Here is an 18,167-nt window from a genome sequence, read left to right on the forward strand (position 1 = left end):
GTGCACGGTAGTTGATGGACCGTCAGGCCGCGATGAGCTCCCGCAGGTCGATGTCGCCGCGGTGCAGGGCGCGCAGGTCGTCGTGCAGGGTGGACGGCGGGACGACGAGCACGCCGCCGCGCGCATGGTCGAGGCAGTAGCGGGCGACCGAGCCGCGCAGCAGTCGGCGCAGGCGGCCGCGCAGTGAGCCGTGCCGGCCGGTGCTGACCACCAGCAGGTCGCCGGGCCGGTCGGCCAGCGCGGTCAGCACCGGGCCGGCCTCGCCGCGCATCACCAGCGGCTGCACCGGCAGGCCGATCGGCAGGCCGCCGAAGGCCTGGCCGAGCGCGCTCTCCAGCCGGGCCCCGGCGGCGTCCTGCCAGGCGCGGAGCAGCGGCGGGCAGGGCCGGGCGCGGTAGCTGCGCTCGCCGCCGACCGGGGTCCAGGCCAGCACCGGGACCAGGACGGCCTGTCGGGCCCGGGCCTCCTCCGCCGCCCGGTGCAGGGCGGTCAGGCTGTGCAGGGAGCCGCTGACTCCGACGATGACGCGGGCGCCGTCCGACATGATCCTTCGCTTTCCGATGTGAAGCCTATCCAGTGTCTGCGATTATGCTGCCACATCGCCGCGCATACCTGCAAATCAAAGGCATTCACTGAATATCGCCTTGCATCGCTCGGACTTCCTGGAGCAGCCCCCAGGTGAAGTCGGCCGTCCAGGAGCCCGCCCGCCCGTCCGCGCCCGGCGCCGCGAAGTCCAGCCGGAAGCGGGTCGGCGCACTCCCCTCGCGCGGCACGGCCCCCGGGAACGCCTCCCCCACATCGCCCACCACGCAGCCCCAGGGGGCCAGGTCGGCCACCGTCCGCAGTTCGGGCCCGGGAGCGCCCGGCGCGCGGACCAGCCACTCGTTCAGCACCGGCGCACCGATCTCGGCCGGACCGAGCAGCACCTCGAAGCGCAGCTCCGGCCAGAGCGGCAGCACCCACTGCCGGGCCGTGCAGGCGAGGTCGCCGATCCGCCGGGGCAGGCTCGCCTCCGCCGGCCCCAGCACGGCGGCGTACCGGGCGCCGCCGCGTGGGAACCGGGGCGCCCGGACCATCGCCTGCCAGCGCTTGTTCGCCTCCCGCATCGAGGCCCGGGTGGCGCCGAGCCGCCGCACCGCATCCTCGACCAACTCGGGGTGGTAGTCGGCCATCCGTCGCAGCAGGAAGAGCTGGAACTCGGTGACCCCGAACCCGTTGATCGCCATGACGACAGGCTAGATCCCGCCGCCGCGCGCGACACGGGACCGGCCCCGGCGGCGTTGCTCAGCCGTTCCCCGCCAGCGCCAGCGCGACCAGCTCCCGGCGGCTGCGGACGCCCAGCCGGTCGAAGACCGCGGTGAGGTGCTCCTGCACGGTATTGGCCGAGATACACAGCTCGGCCGAGATCTCGCGGGTGGAGCGGCCGCGCAGCACGAGGGTGGCGACCCTGGACTGTGCCGGGCTCAGGCCGTAGGCGCTGAGCAGCAGCGAGGACCGCTGCCGTGGCGGCGCGGGCTCGATGATCACCGCGGTCTGCGGCCGGGGCGGCCCGGTGAGCCGGGTGGCCTGCACGCTCCACCACTGGCCGAACCGGTCCCGCACCCGCACGGTCGGCGGCGGCACCCGGTCGGCCGGCTGCCCGCCCAGCCGACCCAGCCGTGCGGCCACCGCGCTGACCGCGACCGGAAGCCGGGAGCCGGCCGGGAAGTCCGCCGGGTCCAGCCGGGCGAGCCAGTCACGGGCCTCCTCGCTGGCGGACAGCAGGACGGACTCGGCGTCGAGCACCAGCACCCCGGGGGCCACCACCCGGCCGGACGCGGCACCGGTCAGCCCGCGCGCGACCGCGCGCCGGAGCCCCTCGGCCAGGTGCGGACCGACGGCCCGCAGCACCGCGAGATCCGCCTCCTCGAAGCCGGCTTCCGCCTGCTCCCGGTGCAGGCAGAGGAACCCCCAGCAGTTCCCGCCGACCCGAAGCGCCACCCGGAGCTCGTCGCCGAGCCCGAGTGGCGCCATGATCTCCCGGTAGCGGGGGCTGGCCGCGAGGTCGCCCCGGGTCGCCCGGCCGAGGGTGGCCACCGGATCGGCGGACCGCGCCAGCTCGGCGAACTTGTTGACGTCCGCCCGGCCGAACTCGTTGTCGAGGAAGCGGGTGGTCTGGCCGATCAGCGGTTCGTCCGCCGCAGCCGATGTGAACAGCAGGGAGGCGGGGTCGGCGGTGGCGAAGAACACCGCGTCGGCGGGGACCAGCCGCAGCAGCCGGGGGACCACGTCCGCCCGCAGCCGGGCCGGGTCGGACCCGGCGTAGCAGCGGTCGACGAGTCCGGCCGTCCGGCGTTCCACCAACGATGCCGCCATGGGACCGACGCTACTCCCCGGGCGGTGAACCTGCCGTCAGACCGGTGCCAGCCCGAGCTGCCGGAGCAGCCCGAGCTCGTCCAGGCGGCCCCACCGCTCGACGATCCGACCGCCGCGGAGCCGGAAGATGTTGATCCCGCGCAGCGTGAGCGGCCGACCGGTGGGCGCCACCCCCATCAGCTCGCCCCGGTGGGTGCCGGTCGCGGTGAAGTGCTCGACCACGAGGTCGCCCTCCCCGAGCACCAGGTCCTGATCGCTGTGCCAGTCGGGGCAGGCGGCCCGGAACAGCGCTCCGGCCCTCCGCATCCCCTCCCGGCCGGCGTCGCCGCCGAACGGCGGGTCGTGGTTGACGAAGTCCTCGGCGAGGTACTCGTCGACAGCCCCCAGGTCACCCTTGGTGAAGAGCGCGTCGATGAACGCGGTGACCGTGCTCTTGTTCTGTTCGATGGTGTCCATACCGGCAGTCTTCGACCGGCCGGGGCCGTCCGGTACCCCAGAACCCTGGGGTTCTCCGAAGACCACGCCCGACATATTCGAGCACCTGTTCGATTCACGGCGTACGCTGGTCCCATGCACGGCACCGTCCACCTCCAGCCCTCGCTGTTCGAAGAAGCCGCCGACCCCCGGCTCGGCCCGCTCGACGGCGTCCAGCGCCTGCTCCTCGGCGCCGGCGCCTGGCTGGACGTGCTGCCCGGCTGGCTGCACGGCGCCGACCGGCTGTTCGAACAGCTGGCCGCGGACGTCCCCTGGCGGGCCGAGCGGCGCGAGATGTACGAGCGCACCGTCGACGTCCCCCGGCTGCTCGCCTCCTACGGCGCCGACGCCGAACCGCCGCACCCCGTCCTCGGCCTGGCCCGGGCGGAGCTGAGCCGGCACTACGCGGCAGAGCTGGGCGAGCCCTTCCGCACCCTCGGGCTCTGCTACTACCGGGACGGCCGGGACAGCGTGGCCTGGCACGGCGACCGGATCGGGCGCGGCGCCCGGGAGGACACCATGGTGGCGATCCTCTCCGTGGGCGAGCCGCGCGTCCTCGCGCTGCGGCCACGCAACGGAGGCGGCGCCGTCGTCCGCCGGCCGCTCGGCCACGGGGACCTGGTGGTGATGGGCGGCTCCTGCCAGCGCACCTGGGAGCACGCGATCCCGAAGACCGCCCGCCCGGTCGGCCCGCGGATCAGCATCCAGTTCCGCCCGTACGGGGTCGCCTGAGCACCGCCCCGGCGAGCCACCCCTCGCCCGTCAGTCCTTGACCGCACCCGCCAGCCCGGACACCAGCCTGCGCTGCACCGCGACGAAGAACACCAGCACCGGCACCGTCATCAGCGTGGACGCCGCCATGATCCCGCCCCAGTCGTTCTCGTCCGGCTTGAAGAACACCAGCAGCGCGGAGGGCAGCGTCTGGTTCTGGGTGGCGCTGATGATGAAGGTCTTCGCGAAGACGAAGTCGTTCCACGCCGCGATGAAGGAGAACACGCTGGTCGCGGCGAGCCCCGGGGCCACCAGCGGCAGCAGGATCCGCCACAGGATGCGGGTCCGGCTCGCGCCGTCGAGCTGCGCGGCCTCCTCGATCGAGACCGGCACGGCCGCGACGAAGCCGCGCATCATCCAGATCCCGAACGGCAGCGAGAACGCCAACTGCACCAGCACCAGCGAGGCCAGGGTGTTCAGCCCGATGCCCGGCGCGAACCGGCCGGCGTCGCGGAACATGAAGAACAGCGGGATGGTCAGCGCCTCGACCGGGATCATCTGGGCGATCAGGAACATCACCATGATCGTGGTGCGGAACCGGAACCTGAACCGGGTCACCGCCACGGCGGCCAGGAAGACCACCACCGCCGACAGCACCACCACCGACAGCGCGACCACCAGGCTGTTCACGAAGTACCGGCCGAAGCCGTCCACGCTGAGCACCTGCCGGAAGCTGTCCAGCGTCGGGTGGGCGGTCCACGGCCGCGGGTCCAGCGACTGCACCTCGCCCTTGGGCTTGAAGGCCGAGAGCACCATCCAGAAGATCGGGAAGGCGGTGACCACTGCCAGCAGCACGGCACCGCCGTTCGCCGCGAGCCGCCACCGGCCGCGGGGGTTGCGCAGGGCGTTCACAGCTCGTTCCCCGTCCGTCGCAGGCTGCGGATGTACAGGACCGTCGGGACCGCCAGGATCAGCAGCATGATCACGCCGATCGCCGCGCCCAGCCCGTACTGCGAGGAGGCGAAGGCCTTCTGGTACGCGTACACGTTGAGCACCAGGTTCTGGCCGGCGATGCCGCCGCCCTCGGTCATCACGTAGATCTGGGTGAAGACCTTGAAGTCCCAGATCACCGACTGGATCACCACGATGGTCAGGATCGGCCGCAGCATCGGCGCGGTGATCCGGCGGAAGGTGGTCCAGGTGCCGGCGCCGTCCAGGGCGGCGGCCTCCGTCACCTCCTCCGGGATGGCCCGGATGCCCGCGTAGAGGGTGACCATCACGAACGGGTAGGAGTGCCACACCACCACGGCGCCGACGATCAGGAACGCCGTCCACTTGTCGTAGAACCAGTTGAACTCGTGGAAGCCGCTCAGCCCGAGCCTCACCAGGGTGTGGTTGACCAGCCCCAGGTTGGTGTCGAACAGGAAGCTCCACACCGTCGAACCGGTCATCGCGGGCGCCGCCCAGGCGGCCGTCGCCGCCGTGGTCAGCACCAGCCGCGGCCAGCGGCCGACCCTGGTCAGCAGCACCGCGAGGGTCGCGCCGACGGCCAGGGTGGCGACCACGCAGAAGGCGGCGAAGCCGACGGTCTGCACCAGCACCGTCCAGAACTGGCCGTCCGCCAGGATCTTCGCGTAGTTGCCGAGGCCGACGAAGGAGGTCGGGGCGCCGCCGGAGGCCTGGGCCTGCCCGAAGTCCAGCACGGACAACAGCCCGAGCTGGTAGATCGGGTAGGCCACCAGCGGGACCAGGATGACCGCGGCCGGCAGGAGCAGCAGCAGCGGGGGCCGTCGGCGCCGGCCGCCCGGGGGTGCGGCCGGCGCCCTGCCCCCACGGCGCCGCTGCGGGGAGGCCGGCGCCGACGGGGCGGTCGTGGTGGATGCGGACACGTGCGGGACCTGCTCTCTGTCGGCGGGTCAGTGCGCGGCGAAGGCCGAGTTGATCTGCGTCGCGGCGTCGGCGGAGGCCTTGGCCACGTCCGCCTTGCCCGTGACCACCTGCTGCAGCATGGTCGGGATCACCGCCTGGGCGTCGATCTGCGCCCACGCCTGGTCCAGCGGCACGAAGCGGGTGCCGGCCGCGATGGTGTCGGTGAACGGCTTGAGGAAGGCGTCCTTCGCCCCGACCTCGGCGCTGACCGACCTGAGCGTCGGCAGGTTGCCCATCGCGTCGTACATCTGCTCCTGGTACGCCGGGCTCGCCAGCAGCTCGGCGAACTCCACCGCCAGCGTGCGGTGCTTGGCCGCCTTCATCACCCCGAGGTGGTTGCCGCCGGCGAAGGCGGGGGCGATCGAGCCGGCCTTCTCCCCGGGCAGCGGCACCACGCCGTACCTGCCCTTGACCGCGCCCGCGTCCACCTTGCTGCGGTTGGAGTTGACCAGGATCGCCATCGCCGCCTTCCCGGCCGCGAACAGGTCGACGGTCTTACCGCCGGTCAGGTCCGCGCACTGCTGGGCGGGGCAGCCGTCCGGCCCGAACAGGTCGGTGTAGCGCTTGATCCCGGCCTGCGCGGCGGGCGAGTCGATGGCGGCCTTGAAGGCCGTGCCGTCCTTCGCGGCGATGTCGCCGCCCGCGTCCCAGACGAAGGGCAGCGCACCGTAGGTGTACTTGCCGCCGACCGCGATGCCGAAGGTGTCCGGGTGCGCGGCGTGGATCCGCTGCCCGGCCGCGACCAGTTCGGCGTACGAGGCGGGCGGGTTGAGCCCGGCCTCGGTGAACAGGTCGGTGCGGTAGTACAGGGCGCGCACGCCGACCCACCACGGCAGGCCGTAGGTCCTGCCGTCGACCACCGCGGTCCCGGCGATCGCCGGGTCGAGGTCACCCTTGGCCTGCCACCGGTCCAACTCGGCGCCGATCTCGGCCAGTCCGCCGGCGGCGACGTAGCCGGGCAGGTCGGTGTTGCCGAACTCGACCAGATCGGGGGCGCTGTTGGGGTCGTTGAAGGCGCCCTTCATCTTGGCGGCGCGGGCCGAGGCGTCGGTGTCGATGTAGCCGACCTTCACGGTGACGCCCTGGTGGGAGGCCTGGAACTCGTTGACGGCCTTGGCCACCACGGCCTCCTTGGCCGCGTTGCCCGCCTCGTTGTACAGCCACACCTGGAGGGTGCCGGTGCGGTCGTCGGCGGCCCTGCCGCCGGCCGGCGCCGCGGTGCCCGGGGCACAGGCGGTGGCGGCGAGGCAGCCGGCGGCGAGCACGACGGCCGCGGCGGCCCGACTGGTGAGTCGCATGGGTGGAGACCTCCCCTCCCGACAGCTGCCGCAAGGACGCGCTCCGCCGGGGGACGGGCGCGTCGAAGCAGGCCCTGACCGGGGCCGGTGGTGGGTGAAGTGGTGGGGGTGACGGCAGGGCGCAGCGCCTCGGGTGGGCGACGCCGCCTGCTCGATGGCAGGGACGTTAGGCGCGGGCGATCGGGCCCAACAAGAGGCGGTTCACGAAGTTTTGCACTGCACAACGTTGTATCGAGGATGCGGTGATCCGGGCCCGGAGGGGTACGTTCTGACCACCCCCGCCGGCGTGCGGGGCCACGCCAGCAGAACCCGGACCAGGGAAACGCACCCATGACGGAGACGTCGCCCCAGCAGCCCACGACGGCGGCCGCGCCCGCGTCGAAGCCCACGACCGAGCGCAACCAGTCCTCCTCGCTGCGCCGCGCACTCGCCGTCCTCGGCCACGTCCGGGACCACGGCGACGGGCGCGGCGTGCCGCTCGCCCAACTCGCCGACGCCCTGGGCCTCAACAAGAGCACCGTGCTCCGGCTGGCCGGCCCACTGCTCGACGAGCACCTGCTCGAACGGGACCGCGAGACCGGCTGGTTCCGCCTCGGCCACGGCTCGCTCCGGCTCGGCCAGGCCTACCTGACCACCCTCGACCTGCGCAGCGTCGCCGCCGAACACCTGCGCCGGCTCCAGCGCGAGGCCGGCGAGACCGTCCACCTGACCGTCTGGCAGGCACCCGGCATCGTCTACCTGGACAAGGTCGAGGACGAGACCAACGTCCGGATGGCCTCCCGGGTCGGCAGCCGGGCGCCCGCCTACTGCACCGCCACCGGAAAGGCGATCCTCGCCTGGCTGCCCGAGGAGGCGGTCACCGAGGTCGTCGCGGCCGGCCTGCGCCCGGTCACCGCCTGGACCATCGCGGACGAGCCGCGGCTGCGCGCCGACCTCGCCCGGATCCGCGCCCGCGGCTACTCGATCGACGACCGGGAGAACGAACCCGAGGTGCGCTGCGTGGCCGCGCCGATCTTCGACCACACCGGCGAGGTCACGGCGGCCCTGTCCGTCTCCGGCCTCACCTCCCGGATGACGGCCGCCCGGGTCCGCGCCCTCGGCCCGGTCGTCGCCCAGGTCGGCCTGCGGATCTCCCGCGAACTGGGCTCCGACCGCCAGCCGTCCTGAACTCCCGCTCCCCGCAAGCGAAAACGCGGACAGGGCCCGGCACCCGTGAAGGTGCCGGACCCCGTCCGACCGTGGAGCGCCAGGCCCGGATCGCACGGACTCTTCCTACTGAAAGTAGGACGTGCTCTGGTAGCACCGCTGACGCCTGACGAGAGATCATCTCCCTCGCGACAGGAAGTACAGTAGCAGCCCCGTGACCACCCACCGAATCGGAGGCGAACCCGGCATGACGACCGCGCGACCGGAGGCCGTTCCGTACGCGGACGGACGGCTGTTGGACGTCCACCGCCCCACCGCCACCGGCTCCGGGCCCGCCCCCGTCGTGCTGCTCTGGCACGGCTCGGGCCCCGACGAGCGCGACGTGCTGCACACCCTCGCCCAGGAGGCCGCCGGGCTCGGTCTACTGGTCCTCGTCCCGGACTGGCGCCCCGACCGGGCGGACGGCGGCCGCGCCGACCTGCTCGCCTCGCTGGCCTTCGCCCGGCGCAACGCGGCGGCGTACGGCGGGGATCCGGACCGCTTCGTACTGGCCGGCTGGTCGCTCGGCGGCCGGGAGGCCGTGGCCGTGGCCACCCACCCGAACACCCCGGCCGAGCTGCGTCCCACCGCCGCCGTCGGCATGGCCTCCGCGTACGGCCGCCCGGCGGTCACCACCGGGGACGTCCCGCTCGACCACCTGGCGGTGGACCCGTCCCCGGTGCCGGTCCTGCTGGTGCTGGGCACCGCGGACGAGGTGGTACCCGCCGAACTGACCCGTCAGCTGCACGCGGTGGTGCCGGGCGCCGAACTGCTCGAACTCCCCACCGACCACGCCGGGGTGGTGATGACCGCCTACGACCCCGGGGCCAACCGCTGCCTGCCCGCCACCGACCCGGCCACCCTGGCGGCCGGCCGGCGGACCGCCGCACTCCTCGCCCGGGCGGCCGGGCTCGGTTAGACGCTCCGGCGGGCGGGTCCAGGAGGGTGACTGTCATAGTGCCCCCATCCGCGCGCAACGGCCTTAGCCCGCCCGCTAGGGCGTGTCTTGTGGATCAGGTCGGACCAGACCGCGGCGTCAGGGTGCGTGCATCGCAAGGCGGAGGAGGGAGTCCATGCGGTGGGGGCACCTCCCGGCCGAAGGCTGGGGGCCATCGGCGACCGACGACAACGCGGCGAGGTGCGTGCCCTGGCGCCGCGGGCCTGGCCTGATCCACAAGACACGCCCTAGTTGCCTGCCACCAGGTCCCGCAGGCCGTAACCGCGCTCCAGCGCCTCCAAGTCCCGCTGCAGGGGCGGGCGCGGGACGGTGAGCACCGGGCAGCTCGCGTGCCGGACGCAGTAGGCGGTGACCGACGGCCGGACCAGCCGGGAGAGGCAGCCCCGGTCCCGTCCGGCGCCGAGCACCAGGACGTCCCCCGGCCGGTCCGCACAGCGCAGCAGGGTGTGGGCGGTCTCGCCGCGCACGGCCTGGCAGCGCAGCCGGGCTCCGGCGTACCGCCCGGCGAAGGCCTCGTCGAGTGCCTTCCGCAACCGAGCGACGGCGGCGTCCCGGCCGGCGCCGACCACCGGCGGGCAGACCGAGCGGCGGTACCCGAGCTCCTCCCCCGGCGGGGTCCAGCACAGCACCGCCAGCACCTCGACGTCCGTCCGCCGGGCCTCGGCCACCGCGTGGTGCAGGGCGGCGAGACTGCCGAGCGAACCGCTGACGCCGACCACGATCCGGCCGTCGCCCGTACCCGTGTCCGTCATCGCCCGCCCCGCCTCTCCGTCCGCGCCGCCGCCCCCGGGCGGATCACCCCCAGCAAAGCGGCCCGCCCGCGCCCACCCGCACCCGTTGACACGGCCCTGACGCGTCACCCGGTGTTCCGTACGCGTCTCTGATGCCCACGACGGACGGCAGACGGCAGACCCAAGACGGCCCGACGGACGTCAGGCCTCCGGCGCCTCGGCCTCCCACAGATCGGCGAACATCCGGTCCAGGTGCTCCTCGCCGATCGGCGGGACGGGCAGCGGGTGGGCGGCCCGCGCGCGGAACCCGTCCAGCAGCAGGGCGAGGAAGCGGCGCCAGAGGTCCGGGCGCAGCTCGGTGGCGGCGGGCAGGGCGCGGCAGAGCGGGCCGAGCAGGAAGAGCAGGTCCATGGTGACCACGTCGCGCCGCATGGTGCCCTGTTCCTGGGCGCGGGCGATCAGGGTGCCGACGGTGGCGGCGTGCCCGCGACTGATCTCGATCATGCCGGGGATGACCGGGATGGCCTGGGTGACCAGGTCGTTGATGCCGCGGTCGGCGGCGACCAGGGCGAAGATCCGCTCGAAGTAGCCCTCCAGACCGGTCCAGGCGTCCTCGGCGGCGAGCGCCTCCCGCCCGGCTTCGGCCAGTCCGGCCCCGGCGTCCGCGAAGACCTCGGCGATCAGCGCCTCGCGGGTCGGGAAGTGCCGGTAGAGGGTGGCGTTGCCGACGCCGGCCTCCTTGGCGATCTGGTCCAACGGGACGTCGAGGCCGTGCCGGGAGAACATCTCGCGGGCGGCGGCGAGCAGCTGGTCCCGGTTGCGCTGCGCGTCGCGCCGGAGCCGTCCCGGGGGGTTCGCGCTGCTCGGTGCCATGGGCAGACCCTAGCAACCGCACGGCCGCCGGGCGTTCACCGGCACGACGGCCGGGCCGGCCCGCACCTGCCGTGCAACTACCCTACGGGGGCGAGGAGAAGAGCGGCCCGGGCGGCCGCGGACCACGGGGGGCGACATGGCGACGGTGACGGAGTTGCGGTACTACCCGGTGAAGGGCTGCGCCGGGGTGCGCACGGAGCGGGCGGAGGTGACCGGGGCGGGGCTGGCGCACGACCGGGAGTTCATGGTGGTGGACCAGGACGGCGTGTTCCGCTCCCAGCGGCGGGATCCGCTGCTGGCGACCGTCCGCCCGGCGGTGGCGGAGGGCGGTGCCCGGCTGTCGCTGGCCGCGCCCGGCGTGCAGCCGGTGGCCTTCGCCGTGGACACCTCGGGCTCACGGCGCAAGGTCGAGCTGTTCGGCGTGCCGTACCCGGCCGTCGACCAGGGCGACGAGGCGGCCGCCTGGCTGTCCCGGGTGCTGGGCGCGCCCAGCCGGCTGGTCCGGGTGCCGCCGGAGCACGACCGGGCGACCGACGGGCTGACCCCGGGGACGTCGGGCTTCGCCGACAGCAGCGCGATGCACCTGCTGTCCCGGGCGACCCTGGACGACTTCAACGCGCGCATTGATGAGGACGTCGACCCGCTGCCGGTGGAGCGGTTCCGCCCGAACCTGGTGGTGGACGGCTGGCCGGAGCCGCACACCGAGGACCTGCTGCGCCGCTTCCGCGTCGGCGGCGCCGAGTTCGGCTACACCAAGCTGGCGATCCGCTGCGCGGTGACGCTGGTGGACCAGTCGACCGGCGCCAAGGCGGGCCCGGAGCCGCTGCGCACCCTGGCGCGGTACCGCCGGGCGGCGGTCGGCGGGGTGGCGCTCGGCAGCAAGTTCGCGGTGCTGCGCCCGGGCACGGTGCGGGTGGGGGACGAGCTGACGGTGAGCGGCTGGGGGCTGTCCGAGCTGTGACGCGGTTCCCGGTGGGCCCGTGGCCCGGCGGAGTGATCCGCCGGGCCACGGTCGTACCGGGACTCGATCAACAGGTCTGGTCGATCAGGGAGAACGTGGCGTAGTGGTCGCCGGTGTAGTAGTCCTCCTGGGCGGCCTCGCCGGTGATGATCCGGCGGGTGCCGCGGGTCCGGGCGCCCGGGGTGATGACGGTGTACTCGTGGTAGTACCCGTACGACTGGCTCGGCAGGACGCCCTCTCTGTTCTGGAAGACCACGCCGTCCTGCGAGTACGGGAACGGCCCGTCGTCGGCGATCAGGTTCAGGGTGTCGGTGGCCTGCGGCGGGAGCGCGGACAGGCACACCGTGCCGCTCACGTCGGCGTGCGCCTCGGTGGCGACGGCGACGGGGGCGAGGGTCATCAGGGCGACGGCGGTGATGGCGGCAGCGCGGGTCTTCCACGCGCGTAGAGTGCGGGTCATGTCCATCAGTGTGGCGGTCCCCCGACAACTCCGGAAGGCTTGAGTCAACTTTTTACCGGGGGGTAACTCCCTTGTCCCACAAGCGACTTCACCCGTACGCCGGCCTCCTGAGCCGGTGCGCCGAAGCCGTCCACGAACCGTCCGCACCACCCTTGGGTCGACCGCCGTCGAACTTCCATCCGCGCCGCTGTCGGGCTCCTCACACCTTCACAGCACTCCCACAGCTCCCCGCCCGCGCCGCATAGAGTGACGGACCGTGCCGGACCGGAACGATCACTGACGGGGTGGACATGGACACGGGCGCGAGCACGGACGCGAGCACCGACGGCGGCGGGCGCACGGACGGCGGCGGACGGACGGGCCGCGGCGGGCGCACGGACGGCGGCGGGCGGACCGCCAGGGCCACCGCACTGACCGCCCACCAGCTGATCGGCCTGCTGGTCGACCCGGGCGGCTTCCACAGCTGGGACGAACCGCCGCCCCTCCCCACCGCCGACCCCGACTACCGCGCCGCGCTCGACCGGGCCCGCGACCGCACCGGCCTGGACGAGGCCGTCCTCACCGGCCGCGGCCTGATCGACGGACGGCCGGTCGCCCTGATCGCCTCCGAGTTCGGCTTCCTCGGCGGCTCGATCGGCGTCGCCACCGCCGAGCGGATCACCCGGGCCGTCGAGCGCGCCACCGCCGAACGCCTCCCGCTGATCGCCCTGCCGGTCTCCGGCGGCACCAGAATGCAGGAGGGCTCGGCGGCCTTCCTCTGCATGCTCCGCATCACCGCCGCCGTCCAGGCGCACCGCGCGGCCGGCCTCCCCTACCTCAGCTACCTGCGCAACCCGACCATGGGCGGGGTCTTCGCCTCCTGGGGCACCCTCGGCCAGCTGGTCCTCGCCGAGCCGGGCGCCCGGCTCGGCTTCCTCGGCCCCCGGGTGTACGAGGAACTGCGCGGCGTACAGCTGCCGCCGGACGTCCAGCGGGCCGAGACCCTGGCCGGGCAGGGGCTGGTGGACGCCGTGGTCCCGCCGCAGGAACTGCGCGAACTGCTCCGCCGCACCCTCGCCGTCCTGGGGGCCGTCCCTCCCCCTCACAAGGCCACCCCTCCTCCTTATAAGGGCACCCCTCCTCCCCCTGCGGAGTCCCCCGGCACCGCCGCACCCCCCGACGCCTGGGACTCCGTCCGCCGCACCCGCCGCCCCGACCGCCCCGGTACCCGCGAGCTGCTGCGCCGCACCGCCCAGGAACTGGTCCTGCTCGACGCCCCCGGCGGCCACGACGGCGCCCTGGTCCGAGCCCTCGCCGTGCTCGGCGGCCACCCCGTCCTGGTCGTCGGCCAGCAACGGCAGGGCGCCGACCACGAGCGCCCCTTCACCGCCGCCGACCTTCGGGCCGTCCGGCGCAGCGCCCGACTGGCCGAGCAACTGGGCCTGCCGCTGGTCACCGTGGTGGACACGGCCGGCGCCGAGCTGTCGGCCCGGGCCGAGCGGGAGGGGATCGCGGTCGAGATCGCGCACTGCCTGACCACCCTGCTCGCGCTGCGCACCCCCGTCCTCGCCGTCCTGCTCGGCCAGGGGTCCGGCGGCGGGGCGCTGGCACTGCTCCCGGCCGACCGGGTGCTGGCCGCCGGGCACGCCTGGCTGGCACCGCTGCCACCGGAGGGCGCCTCGGCGATCGTGCACCGGGACGGCGCGCATGCCGCCGAGCTGGCCCGGGCGCAGGGCATCGGCGCCGGGCAGCTGGCGGCGGTCGGCCTGGTGGACGAGGTGGTCCCCGAGCTGCCGGACGCCGCCGAGGAGCCGGCGGCCTTCTGCGAACGGCTGGGCGCGGCGGTCGCGCGGGCACTCGGCGAGCTGTCGGCCGTCGGCGAGGCGGACCGGCTCGCCGCCCGGGCGCTCCGGCACCGCCGTCTCGGCGACCTTCGGTGATCCCCGGCGGCTTTTGGCGACCTTCGGTGACCTCCGGTGGCGCCCGGCGAAGGGGCGACTGCGGACCGTGACCGAATCCTGTGGCGCCGGGCACAGATCGTCAGTACCCAAAGTGCTGTGACCGGACCGTCCGGTGACGGCCGCGCCCCTCAAACGGTGAGTGCGCTCACAGGCGAATCGCGGCTACGACGGCGGGTAGTGGTGGCCTGGAACCCCCCGCCGCCCCTCCGGACCACCGGCCGACCGACCGGCGTCCGCCCAGCTCGGACCCGGTCCGAGCACCCCGCCCGGGCCGCCCTTCGAATCCACGGCCACCGTCGCGGCTACGACGGTGCGTCGTAACGAGGGGGTCTTGGCGACGGCCGATCCCGTCTGGCAACAATGGCTCTCGTCGTCAGCCGCACCGGCTCCTGTCCCGCCGGTCGACGGCTTACCGCCGAGTCGCGCCCCACAACCGCAACGGCCCCTGTCCGGCCCGTGGTCCTGGGTGGGGCGCGACTCGGCCCAACCTGATTGAGGTCCTGTTCTACATGCCCGCTTTCAAGCTCCGTATGCGCACTTCCGCCGCGATTCTCGCCGGCGCCGCCGGTCTCACCACCCTGGGCGCGGGTGTCCTGCCCGCCACCGCGAACGCCGCCACCGCCTCCCCGCAGGCCATCGCCGCCCAGATCGTCCCGGCGAACCAGCTGGCCTCGTTCAGCCAGATCATCTCCCACGAGTCCGGCTGGAACGTGACCGCGACCAACCCGAGCTCGGGCTCGTACGGCCTGGGCCAGGCGCTGCCGGCCTCCAAGATGGCCTCCGCCGGCGCGGACTGGAAGACCAACCCGGCCACCCAGATCAAGTGGGCGCTGGACTACATGAACACCCGCTACGGCAGCCCGAACGCCGCCTGGGCCTTCTGGCAGACCCACCACTGGTACTAAGCCGCCCGACCACCGGCGTACCGAGCTTCCACCCGTCTCCTGACCACTCCCCCCTCACCCCGGGGGTCGGACAGGGACCACCGGGGTGACCCGAGAGGGCCCGGGCCCGCGCGATCCGCGCGAGCCCGGGCCCTCCGGTGCGTTCCCGCCCTGCCGTACGTTCGCACGCCCCTGGGCTCGCCCCGCGCCGCTCGCGTGCTCAGAACTCCCCGGTCAGCCCCAGCAGCTCCCGCATCCGCGCGTACTTGGCGGCCAGCCGCTCGGCGGTCGCCCCGTCCAGTGCGGCCAGCCGCGCCGGGTCCGAGTTGTGCGCCAGGTCCGCCCGCTTGACCAGCAGCGCGCCCGGCGTGGCCAGGATCCGCGCGGTGTACGCCTCCACCGGCTCCCCGGGCCGCCGGGTGAGCGCGTCCACGATCGCCTTGGTCTCCGCCGGCAGCGCGGCCCCCGCCAGCCACTCCCGGCTCAGCCGGTCGTCCTCGACGGCGTCGTGCAGCCAGCCCGCCGCGATCTGCGCCTCGCTGCCACCCCGCGCCGCCGTCCCGCCCGCGACCGCCGCGATGTGCTCGGCGTACGGGTGCCCGTTCTTGTCCACCTGCCCCTGGTGGGCCCGGCGGGCGACGGCCTCCACCTCGGACAGGCTCAGATACTGGTCCTCCACCCGCTCATCGTAGGCCCGCCCCCGCGCCACCCTCCCGGCGCCGCCACCGGCCGGCGGCCCGCCCCCGGACCCGGGCCCCTTGATCAACACCCGGACGGCCACTGATTTACTGCCACGGGGGGGTACTCGGCGGCACCGGCGTTCCGGGGCCCTCCGGCGGGCGATCCCCGCCCCACCCGGCAGACCCGTCCGAGCGATCCGAGGAACCATGCCCGACCTCCACCCGCTGCTGTCCGCCTTCGCCCCGATCTGGGCCCTCACCGCAGTCGGCTACGTCGTCGCCCGCGCCGGGCTGCTCGGACCGCAGGCGGAGCTGGTGCTGACCCGCTTCGTCTTCCACGTCGCCATGCCGGCCGCGCTCTTCCTGATGATCTCCCGCACCCCGCTGGGGCACTTCGCCAACCCGTCGATGTTCGCCTTCGTGGCCGGCACCACCGTGTCCACCGGCCTCGGACTGCTCGCCGGGTGGCAGCTGTTCCGCCGCAAGCGCGGCGAACTGGCGATCGGCGCGATGGCCTCCGGGTACGTCAACTCCGCCAACCTGGGCATCCCGGTGACCATGCAGGTCGTCGGCGACGCCTCCTTCGTCGGCCCGGTGGTCCTCTTCCAGATCCTGGTGGTCACCCCGGCCGTCCTCGCCGTCCTGGACAGCGGCGCGGCCGGCCGCCGGGCCCTGGTCACCCTGCCGCTGCGCAACCCGATCCTGATCGCCACCGCACTCGGCGCCGTGGCCTCGGCCACCGGATTCCGGCTGCCCACCGAACTCCACCACTCCGCCGACCTGCTCGGCGGCGCCGGCGTGCCGACCGCCCTGGTCGCCCTCGGCATGTCGCTGCACAACCGCCCGGCGGCCGAAGGCCGTTCGCGCCGCGCCGAGGTCGGCCTGACCGTCGCGATCAAGACCCTGGTCCAGCCGCTCGTCGCCCTGGTCGTGGCCGGCCCGGTGCTCCACCTGCCCACCCACCAGCTGCTCACCGTGGTGCTGTTCTCCGCCCTGCCGACCGCGCAGAACATCTACACCTACGCCCGCGAGTACGGCCAGGGCACCGACCTCGCCCGGGACACCGTGCTCTGGTCGACCCTGGTATCGATGGGCACCCTCTCGCTGATCACCTGGACCCTGGGCCCCGCCTAGGACGTGCCTTGCGGGTCCTGCCGGGCGGCGGCCACCACGGAGGTCATCGCCTCCAGGAAGCGGCGGGCCGTCGCCAGCTCCGCCGGGTCGAACCGGCCCATCGCCGCGACCAGGTCGCCGATCAGCCCGCCGAAGAAGCCCTCGCCGAGCTCCATCGCCCGCTCCTCCACCACCAGCCGCACCCGGCGCCGGTCCTGCGGGTCGCGCTCGCGCCGGATCAGCCCGAGCCGCTCCAGCCGGTCCACCAGGCCGGTGGTCCCGGCCGAGTTCAGCCGGAGCGCCTCACCGAGCCGCCCCGGGGTGACCACCTGCCCGGCCCGGGCCGCGTCCAGCAGGTGGACCAACGCCCGCAGATCGGTCGGGTGCAGTCCACTGCGAGCCGCGAACTCGGCCCCGAACAGGTCGAGTTCGACCGTCAGACCGCGCAGCAGGTGGACCAGCCGCATCGGCTCCTCACGTTCGGACACCCTCTCGTCCTTCCTCGGGCACTCCCGTGCCATTATTCTCTCGTTCAGCGAGATACTTGTCCAACGAGCAATCCGGTGGGCGGGCGATCCCCGCCTGCCCGCACGCGATCACACCACACCCCGCGGAGGCCCCTCATGTCCGCCCGCACCGCCCCCTTCCTCGCCGCCTACGACAAGCTCCTCGCCCGCTGGCCCGTACCGGTCGAGCCCCTCACCGTCCGGACCGCCCACGGCGCCACCCACGTCAACGCCTGCGGCCCCGCCGACGGCCGCCCCCTCGTCCTCCTCCACGGCGGCGGCGCCACCTCCGCCATGTGGTTCGCCAACGCCGGTGCCTGGGCCGCGGCCGGCCACCGCGTCCTCGCCGTCGACCTGATCGGCGACCCCGGGCGCAGCGTCCACGACTGCACCCCGCTGCGCGACGTCCCCGGCCTGCTCGGCTGGCTGGACGCCGTACTCGACGGGCTCGGCGTCCGCGAGGCCGACCTCTGCGGCCACTCCTACGGCGCCTGGACCGCCCTCCAGTACACGCTCCACGCCCCCACCCGGGTCGGGCGCCTCGCCCTCCTCGACCCCACCCAGTGCTTCACGGGCCTCCGCCCCGGCTACCTGCTGCGCGCCCTCCCCCTCTTCCTCCCGCACCGCACCACGGACCGCGCCCGCTCCTACCTCGACTGGGAATCCGGCCCCGGCCCCGCCGTCGACCCCGACTGGCGCGAGCTGTACGCCCTCGGCTACGCCGACTTCCCCGCTTCCCGCATCGTCACCGGCCCACGCCCCACCCCCGCCCGACTCCGCACCCTCACCACCCCGGTACTCGCCCTCTACGCCGCCCACACCCGCACCCACAACCCCCACCGCACCGCCGAGGCCACCCTCCGCGCCCTCCCGCACGCCACCGTCACCACCATCCCCGACACCTCCCACCACACCCTCCCCACCGCAGGCGCCGCCCAGGTCAACCCCCAGGTCCTCACCTTCCTCACCCACCCCTGAGCCCTGAGCCCCCACCCCACACGAGAAGTCGGCCATGCGACTCTGCTGGCGAAGTCGGTTGGGGTGGTTGTGGGACAGTAAGTGCCTGTTGATTTGGGTGGGTTGGCTGACTGTGGGGGTGGGTCGTGCTG

General features: G+C 74.0%; 20 protein-coding genes. 8 read left to right on the forward strand and 12 right to left on the reverse strand.

Translation table 11 applies throughout. The features are described from left to right. Positions 1-22: 22 nt before the first annotated feature. The 4 genes from AB0F71_RS22300 to AB0F71_RS22315 all read right to left on the reverse strand — a co-directional run bounded on the left by AB0F71_RS22300 (position 23) and on the right by AB0F71_RS22315 (position 2,811). Positions 23-544 carry a universal stress protein gene (locus tag AB0F71_RS22300; protein WP_360237175.1) on the reverse strand — a complete coding sequence of 174 codons (522 nt, stop codon included), beginning with the start codon at positions 542-544 and terminating at the stop codon, positions 23-25. Between the two features lie 85 nt (positions 545-629). Then, complete coding sequence (locus AB0F71_RS22305) at positions 630-1,226, reverse strand: hypothetical protein (protein ID WP_360237177.1); 597 nt, start codon at positions 1,224-1,226, stop codon at positions 630-632. Between the two features lie 58 nt (positions 1,227-1,284). Then, positions 1,285-2,355 carry a LuxR C-terminal-related transcriptional regulator gene (locus tag AB0F71_RS22310; RefSeq protein ID WP_360237179.1) on the reverse strand — a complete coding sequence of 357 codons (1,071 nt, stop codon included), beginning with the start codon at positions 2,353-2,355 and terminating at the stop codon, positions 1,285-1,287. Positions 2,356-2,391: 36 nt separating this feature from the next. Next, on the reverse strand, positions 2,392-2,811 hold the full coding sequence (locus AB0F71_RS22315) for an ester cyclase (protein ID WP_360237181.1): 420 nt from the start codon (positions 2,809-2,811) through the stop codon (positions 2,392-2,394). A 114-nt stretch (positions 2,812-2,925) separates the two neighbouring features. Here AB0F71_RS22315 and AB0F71_RS22320 point away from each other — a divergent pair, with 114 nt between their 5' ends. Continuing rightward, the gene (locus AB0F71_RS22320) at positions 2,926-3,561 is read left to right on the forward strand and encodes an alpha-ketoglutarate-dependent dioxygenase AlkB (RefSeq protein ID WP_360237183.1); all 636 of its coding nucleotides are present in this window, start codon (positions 2,926-2,928) and stop codon (positions 3,559-3,561) included. Positions 3,562-3,591: 30 nt separating this feature from the next. On the opposite strand, the gene AB0F71_RS22325 is transcribed toward AB0F71_RS22320, so the two are convergent. Genes AB0F71_RS22325 through AB0F71_RS22335 form a run of 3 tightly spaced genes read right to left on the reverse strand, consistent with a single transcriptional unit; the run spans position 3,592 to position 6,767 of the window. Then, positions 3,592-4,452: a carbohydrate ABC transporter permease gene (locus tag AB0F71_RS22325; protein WP_360237185.1), complete on the reverse strand. Its 861-nt coding sequence runs from the start codon at positions 4,450-4,452 to the stop codon at positions 3,592-3,594. Then, on the reverse strand, positions 4,449-5,429 hold the full coding sequence (locus tag AB0F71_RS22330) for a sugar ABC transporter permease (RefSeq protein WP_360237187.1): 981 nt from the start codon (positions 5,427-5,429) through the stop codon (positions 4,449-4,451). The genes AB0F71_RS22325 and AB0F71_RS22330 overlap by 4 nt, the downstream gene beginning before the upstream one ends. A gap of 27 nt (positions 5,430-5,456) precedes the next feature. Beyond that, positions 5,457-6,767: an extracellular solute-binding protein gene (locus tag AB0F71_RS22335; RefSeq protein ID WP_360237189.1), complete on the reverse strand. Its 1,311-nt coding sequence runs from the start codon at positions 6,765-6,767 to the stop codon at positions 5,457-5,459. Between the two features lie 330 nt (positions 6,768-7,097). On the opposite strand from AB0F71_RS22335, the gene AB0F71_RS22340 reads away from it, so the two are divergent. Both AB0F71_RS22340 and AB0F71_RS22345 read left to right on the forward strand, forming a co-directional pair. Then, complete coding sequence (locus tag AB0F71_RS22340) at positions 7,098-7,934, forward strand: IclR family transcriptional regulator (protein WP_360237191.1); 837 nt, start codon at positions 7,098-7,100, stop codon at positions 7,932-7,934. 226 nt (positions 7,935-8,160) lie between these two features. Further along, positions 8,161-8,871, forward strand: a complete 711-nt coding sequence (locus AB0F71_RS22345) for an alpha/beta hydrolase (RefSeq protein WP_360237193.1) — start codon at positions 8,161-8,163, stop codon at positions 8,869-8,871. 266 nt (positions 8,872-9,137) lie between these two features. On the opposite strand, the gene AB0F71_RS22350 is transcribed toward AB0F71_RS22345, so the two are convergent. Both AB0F71_RS22350 and AB0F71_RS22355 read right to left on the reverse strand, forming a co-directional pair. Beyond that, positions 9,138-9,662 carry a universal stress protein gene (locus AB0F71_RS22350; protein WP_360237195.1) on the reverse strand — a complete coding sequence of 175 codons (525 nt, stop codon included), beginning with the start codon at positions 9,660-9,662 and terminating at the stop codon, positions 9,138-9,140. 180 nt (positions 9,663-9,842) lie between these two features. Beyond that, positions 9,843-10,514 carry a helix-turn-helix domain-containing protein gene (locus tag AB0F71_RS22355; protein WP_360237197.1) on the reverse strand — a complete coding sequence of 224 codons (672 nt, stop codon included), beginning with the start codon at positions 10,512-10,514 and terminating at the stop codon, positions 9,843-9,845. Between the two features lie 136 nt (positions 10,515-10,650). On the opposite strand from AB0F71_RS22355, the gene AB0F71_RS22360 reads away from it, so the two are divergent. After that, a complete protein-coding gene (locus AB0F71_RS22360) occupies positions 10,651-11,475 on the forward strand; it encodes an MOSC N-terminal beta barrel domain-containing protein (RefSeq protein WP_360237199.1) in 825 nt (274 codons plus the stop codon). 67 nt (positions 11,476-11,542) lie between these two features. Here the strand turns inward: AB0F71_RS22360 and AB0F71_RS22365 are convergent, their stop codons facing one another. After that, a complete protein-coding gene (locus AB0F71_RS22365; protein ID WP_360237221.1) occupies positions 11,543-11,875 on the reverse strand; it encodes a ribonuclease in 333 nt (110 codons plus the stop codon). Positions 11,876-12,225: 350 nt separating this feature from the next. Here AB0F71_RS22365 and AB0F71_RS22370 point away from each other — a divergent pair, with 350 nt between their 5' ends. After that, a complete protein-coding gene (locus AB0F71_RS22370) occupies positions 12,226-13,854 on the forward strand; it encodes a carboxyl transferase domain-containing protein (RefSeq protein WP_360237222.1) in 1,629 nt (542 codons plus the stop codon). A 551-nt stretch (positions 13,855-14,405) separates the two neighbouring features. Then, positions 14,406-14,780 carry a transglycosylase SLT domain-containing protein gene (locus AB0F71_RS22375; RefSeq protein WP_360237201.1) on the forward strand — a complete coding sequence of 125 codons (375 nt, stop codon included), beginning with the start codon at positions 14,406-14,408 and terminating at the stop codon, positions 14,778-14,780. Between the two features lie 199 nt (positions 14,781-14,979). Here AB0F71_RS22375 and AB0F71_RS22380 read toward each other — a convergent pair whose 3' ends face one another. After that, positions 14,980-15,438: an HD domain-containing protein gene (locus AB0F71_RS22380; protein WP_360237203.1), complete on the reverse strand. Its 459-nt coding sequence runs from the start codon at positions 15,436-15,438 to the stop codon at positions 14,980-14,982. 208 nt (positions 15,439-15,646) lie between these two features. Here AB0F71_RS22380 and AB0F71_RS22385 point away from each other — a divergent pair, with 208 nt between their 5' ends. Then, positions 15,647-16,573, forward strand: coding sequence for an AEC family transporter (locus AB0F71_RS22385; protein ID WP_360237205.1), 927 nt, complete (start codon positions 15,647-15,649; stop codon positions 16,571-16,573). On the opposite strand, the gene AB0F71_RS22390 is transcribed toward AB0F71_RS22385, so the two are convergent. Beyond that, positions 16,570-17,019 carry a MarR family transcriptional regulator gene (locus AB0F71_RS22390; protein ID WP_360237224.1) on the reverse strand — a complete coding sequence of 150 codons (450 nt, stop codon included), beginning with the start codon at positions 17,017-17,019 and terminating at the stop codon, positions 16,570-16,572. The genes AB0F71_RS22385 and AB0F71_RS22390 overlap by 4 nt on opposite strands. Positions 17,020-17,175: 156 nt before the next feature. On the opposite strand from AB0F71_RS22390, the gene AB0F71_RS22395 reads away from it, so the two are divergent. Further along, positions 17,176-18,036, forward strand: a complete 861-nt coding sequence (locus AB0F71_RS22395; protein WP_360237207.1) for an alpha/beta hydrolase — start codon at positions 17,176-17,178, stop codon at positions 18,034-18,036. Positions 18,037-18,167 lie beyond the last annotated feature (131 nt).

Source organism: Kitasatospora sp. NPDC028055, from assembly GCF_040637885.1.
In the GTDB taxonomy this organism is placed as follows: Bacteria; Actinomycetota; Actinomycetes; order Streptomycetales; family Streptomycetaceae; genus Kitasatospora.

Bases quoted from the DNA above. Each gene is read 5' to 3' on its own strand.
- AB0F71_RS22300 (WP_360237175.1), bottom strand. From the start codon at position 544: ATGTCGGACGGCGCCCGCGTCATCGTCGGAGTCAGCGGCTCCCTGCAC.
- AB0F71_RS22305 (WP_360237177.1), bottom strand. From the start codon at position 1,226: ATGGCGATCAACGGGTTCGGGGTCACCGAGTTCCAGCTCTTCCTGCTG.
- AB0F71_RS22310 (WP_360237179.1), bottom strand. From the start codon at position 2,355: ATGGCGGCATCGTTGGTGGAACGCCGGACGGCCGGACTCGTCGACCGC.
- AB0F71_RS22315 (WP_360237181.1), bottom strand. From the start codon at position 2,811: ATGGACACCATCGAACAGAACAAGAGCACGGTCACCGCGTTCATCGAC.
- AB0F71_RS22320 (WP_360237183.1), top strand. From the start codon at position 2,926: ATGCACGGCACCGTCCACCTCCAGCCCTCGCTGTTCGAAGAAGCCGCC.
- AB0F71_RS22335 (WP_360237189.1), bottom strand. From the start codon at position 6,767: ATGCGACTCACCAGTCGGGCCGCCGCGGCCGTCGTGCTCGCCGCCGGC.
- AB0F71_RS22340 (WP_360237191.1), top strand. From the start codon at position 7,098: ATGACGGAGACGTCGCCCCAGCAGCCCACGACGGCGGCCGCGCCCGCG.
- AB0F71_RS22345 (WP_360237193.1), top strand. From the start codon at position 8,161: ATGACGACCGCGCGACCGGAGGCCGTTCCGTACGCGGACGGACGGCTG.
- AB0F71_RS22350 (WP_360237195.1), bottom strand. From the start codon at position 9,662: ATGACGGACACGGGTACGGGCGACGGCCGGATCGTGGTCGGCGTCAGC.
- AB0F71_RS22355 (WP_360237197.1), bottom strand. From the start codon at position 10,514: ATGGCACCGAGCAGCGCGAACCCCCCGGGACGGCTCCGGCGCGACGCG.
- AB0F71_RS22360 (WP_360237199.1), top strand. From the start codon at position 10,651: ATGGCGACGGTGACGGAGTTGCGGTACTACCCGGTGAAGGGCTGCGCC.
- AB0F71_RS22365 (WP_360237221.1), bottom strand. From the start codon at position 11,875: ATGACCCTCGCCCCCGTCGCCGTCGCCACCGAGGCGCACGCCGACGTG.
- AB0F71_RS22370 (WP_360237222.1), top strand. From the start codon at position 12,226: ATGGACACGGGCGCGAGCACGGACGCGAGCACCGACGGCGGCGGGCGC.
- AB0F71_RS22375 (WP_360237201.1), top strand. From the start codon at position 14,406: ATGCGCACTTCCGCCGCGATTCTCGCCGGCGCCGCCGGTCTCACCACC.
- AB0F71_RS22385 (WP_360237205.1), top strand. From the start codon at position 15,647: ATGCCCGACCTCCACCCGCTGCTGTCCGCCTTCGCCCCGATCTGGGCC.
- AB0F71_RS22390 (WP_360237224.1), bottom strand. From the start codon at position 17,019: ATGCGGCTGGTCCACCTGCTGCGCGGTCTGACGGTCGAACTCGACCTG.
- AB0F71_RS22395 (WP_360237207.1), top strand. From the start codon at position 17,176: ATGTCCGCCCGCACCGCCCCCTTCCTCGCCGCCTACGACAAGCTCCTC.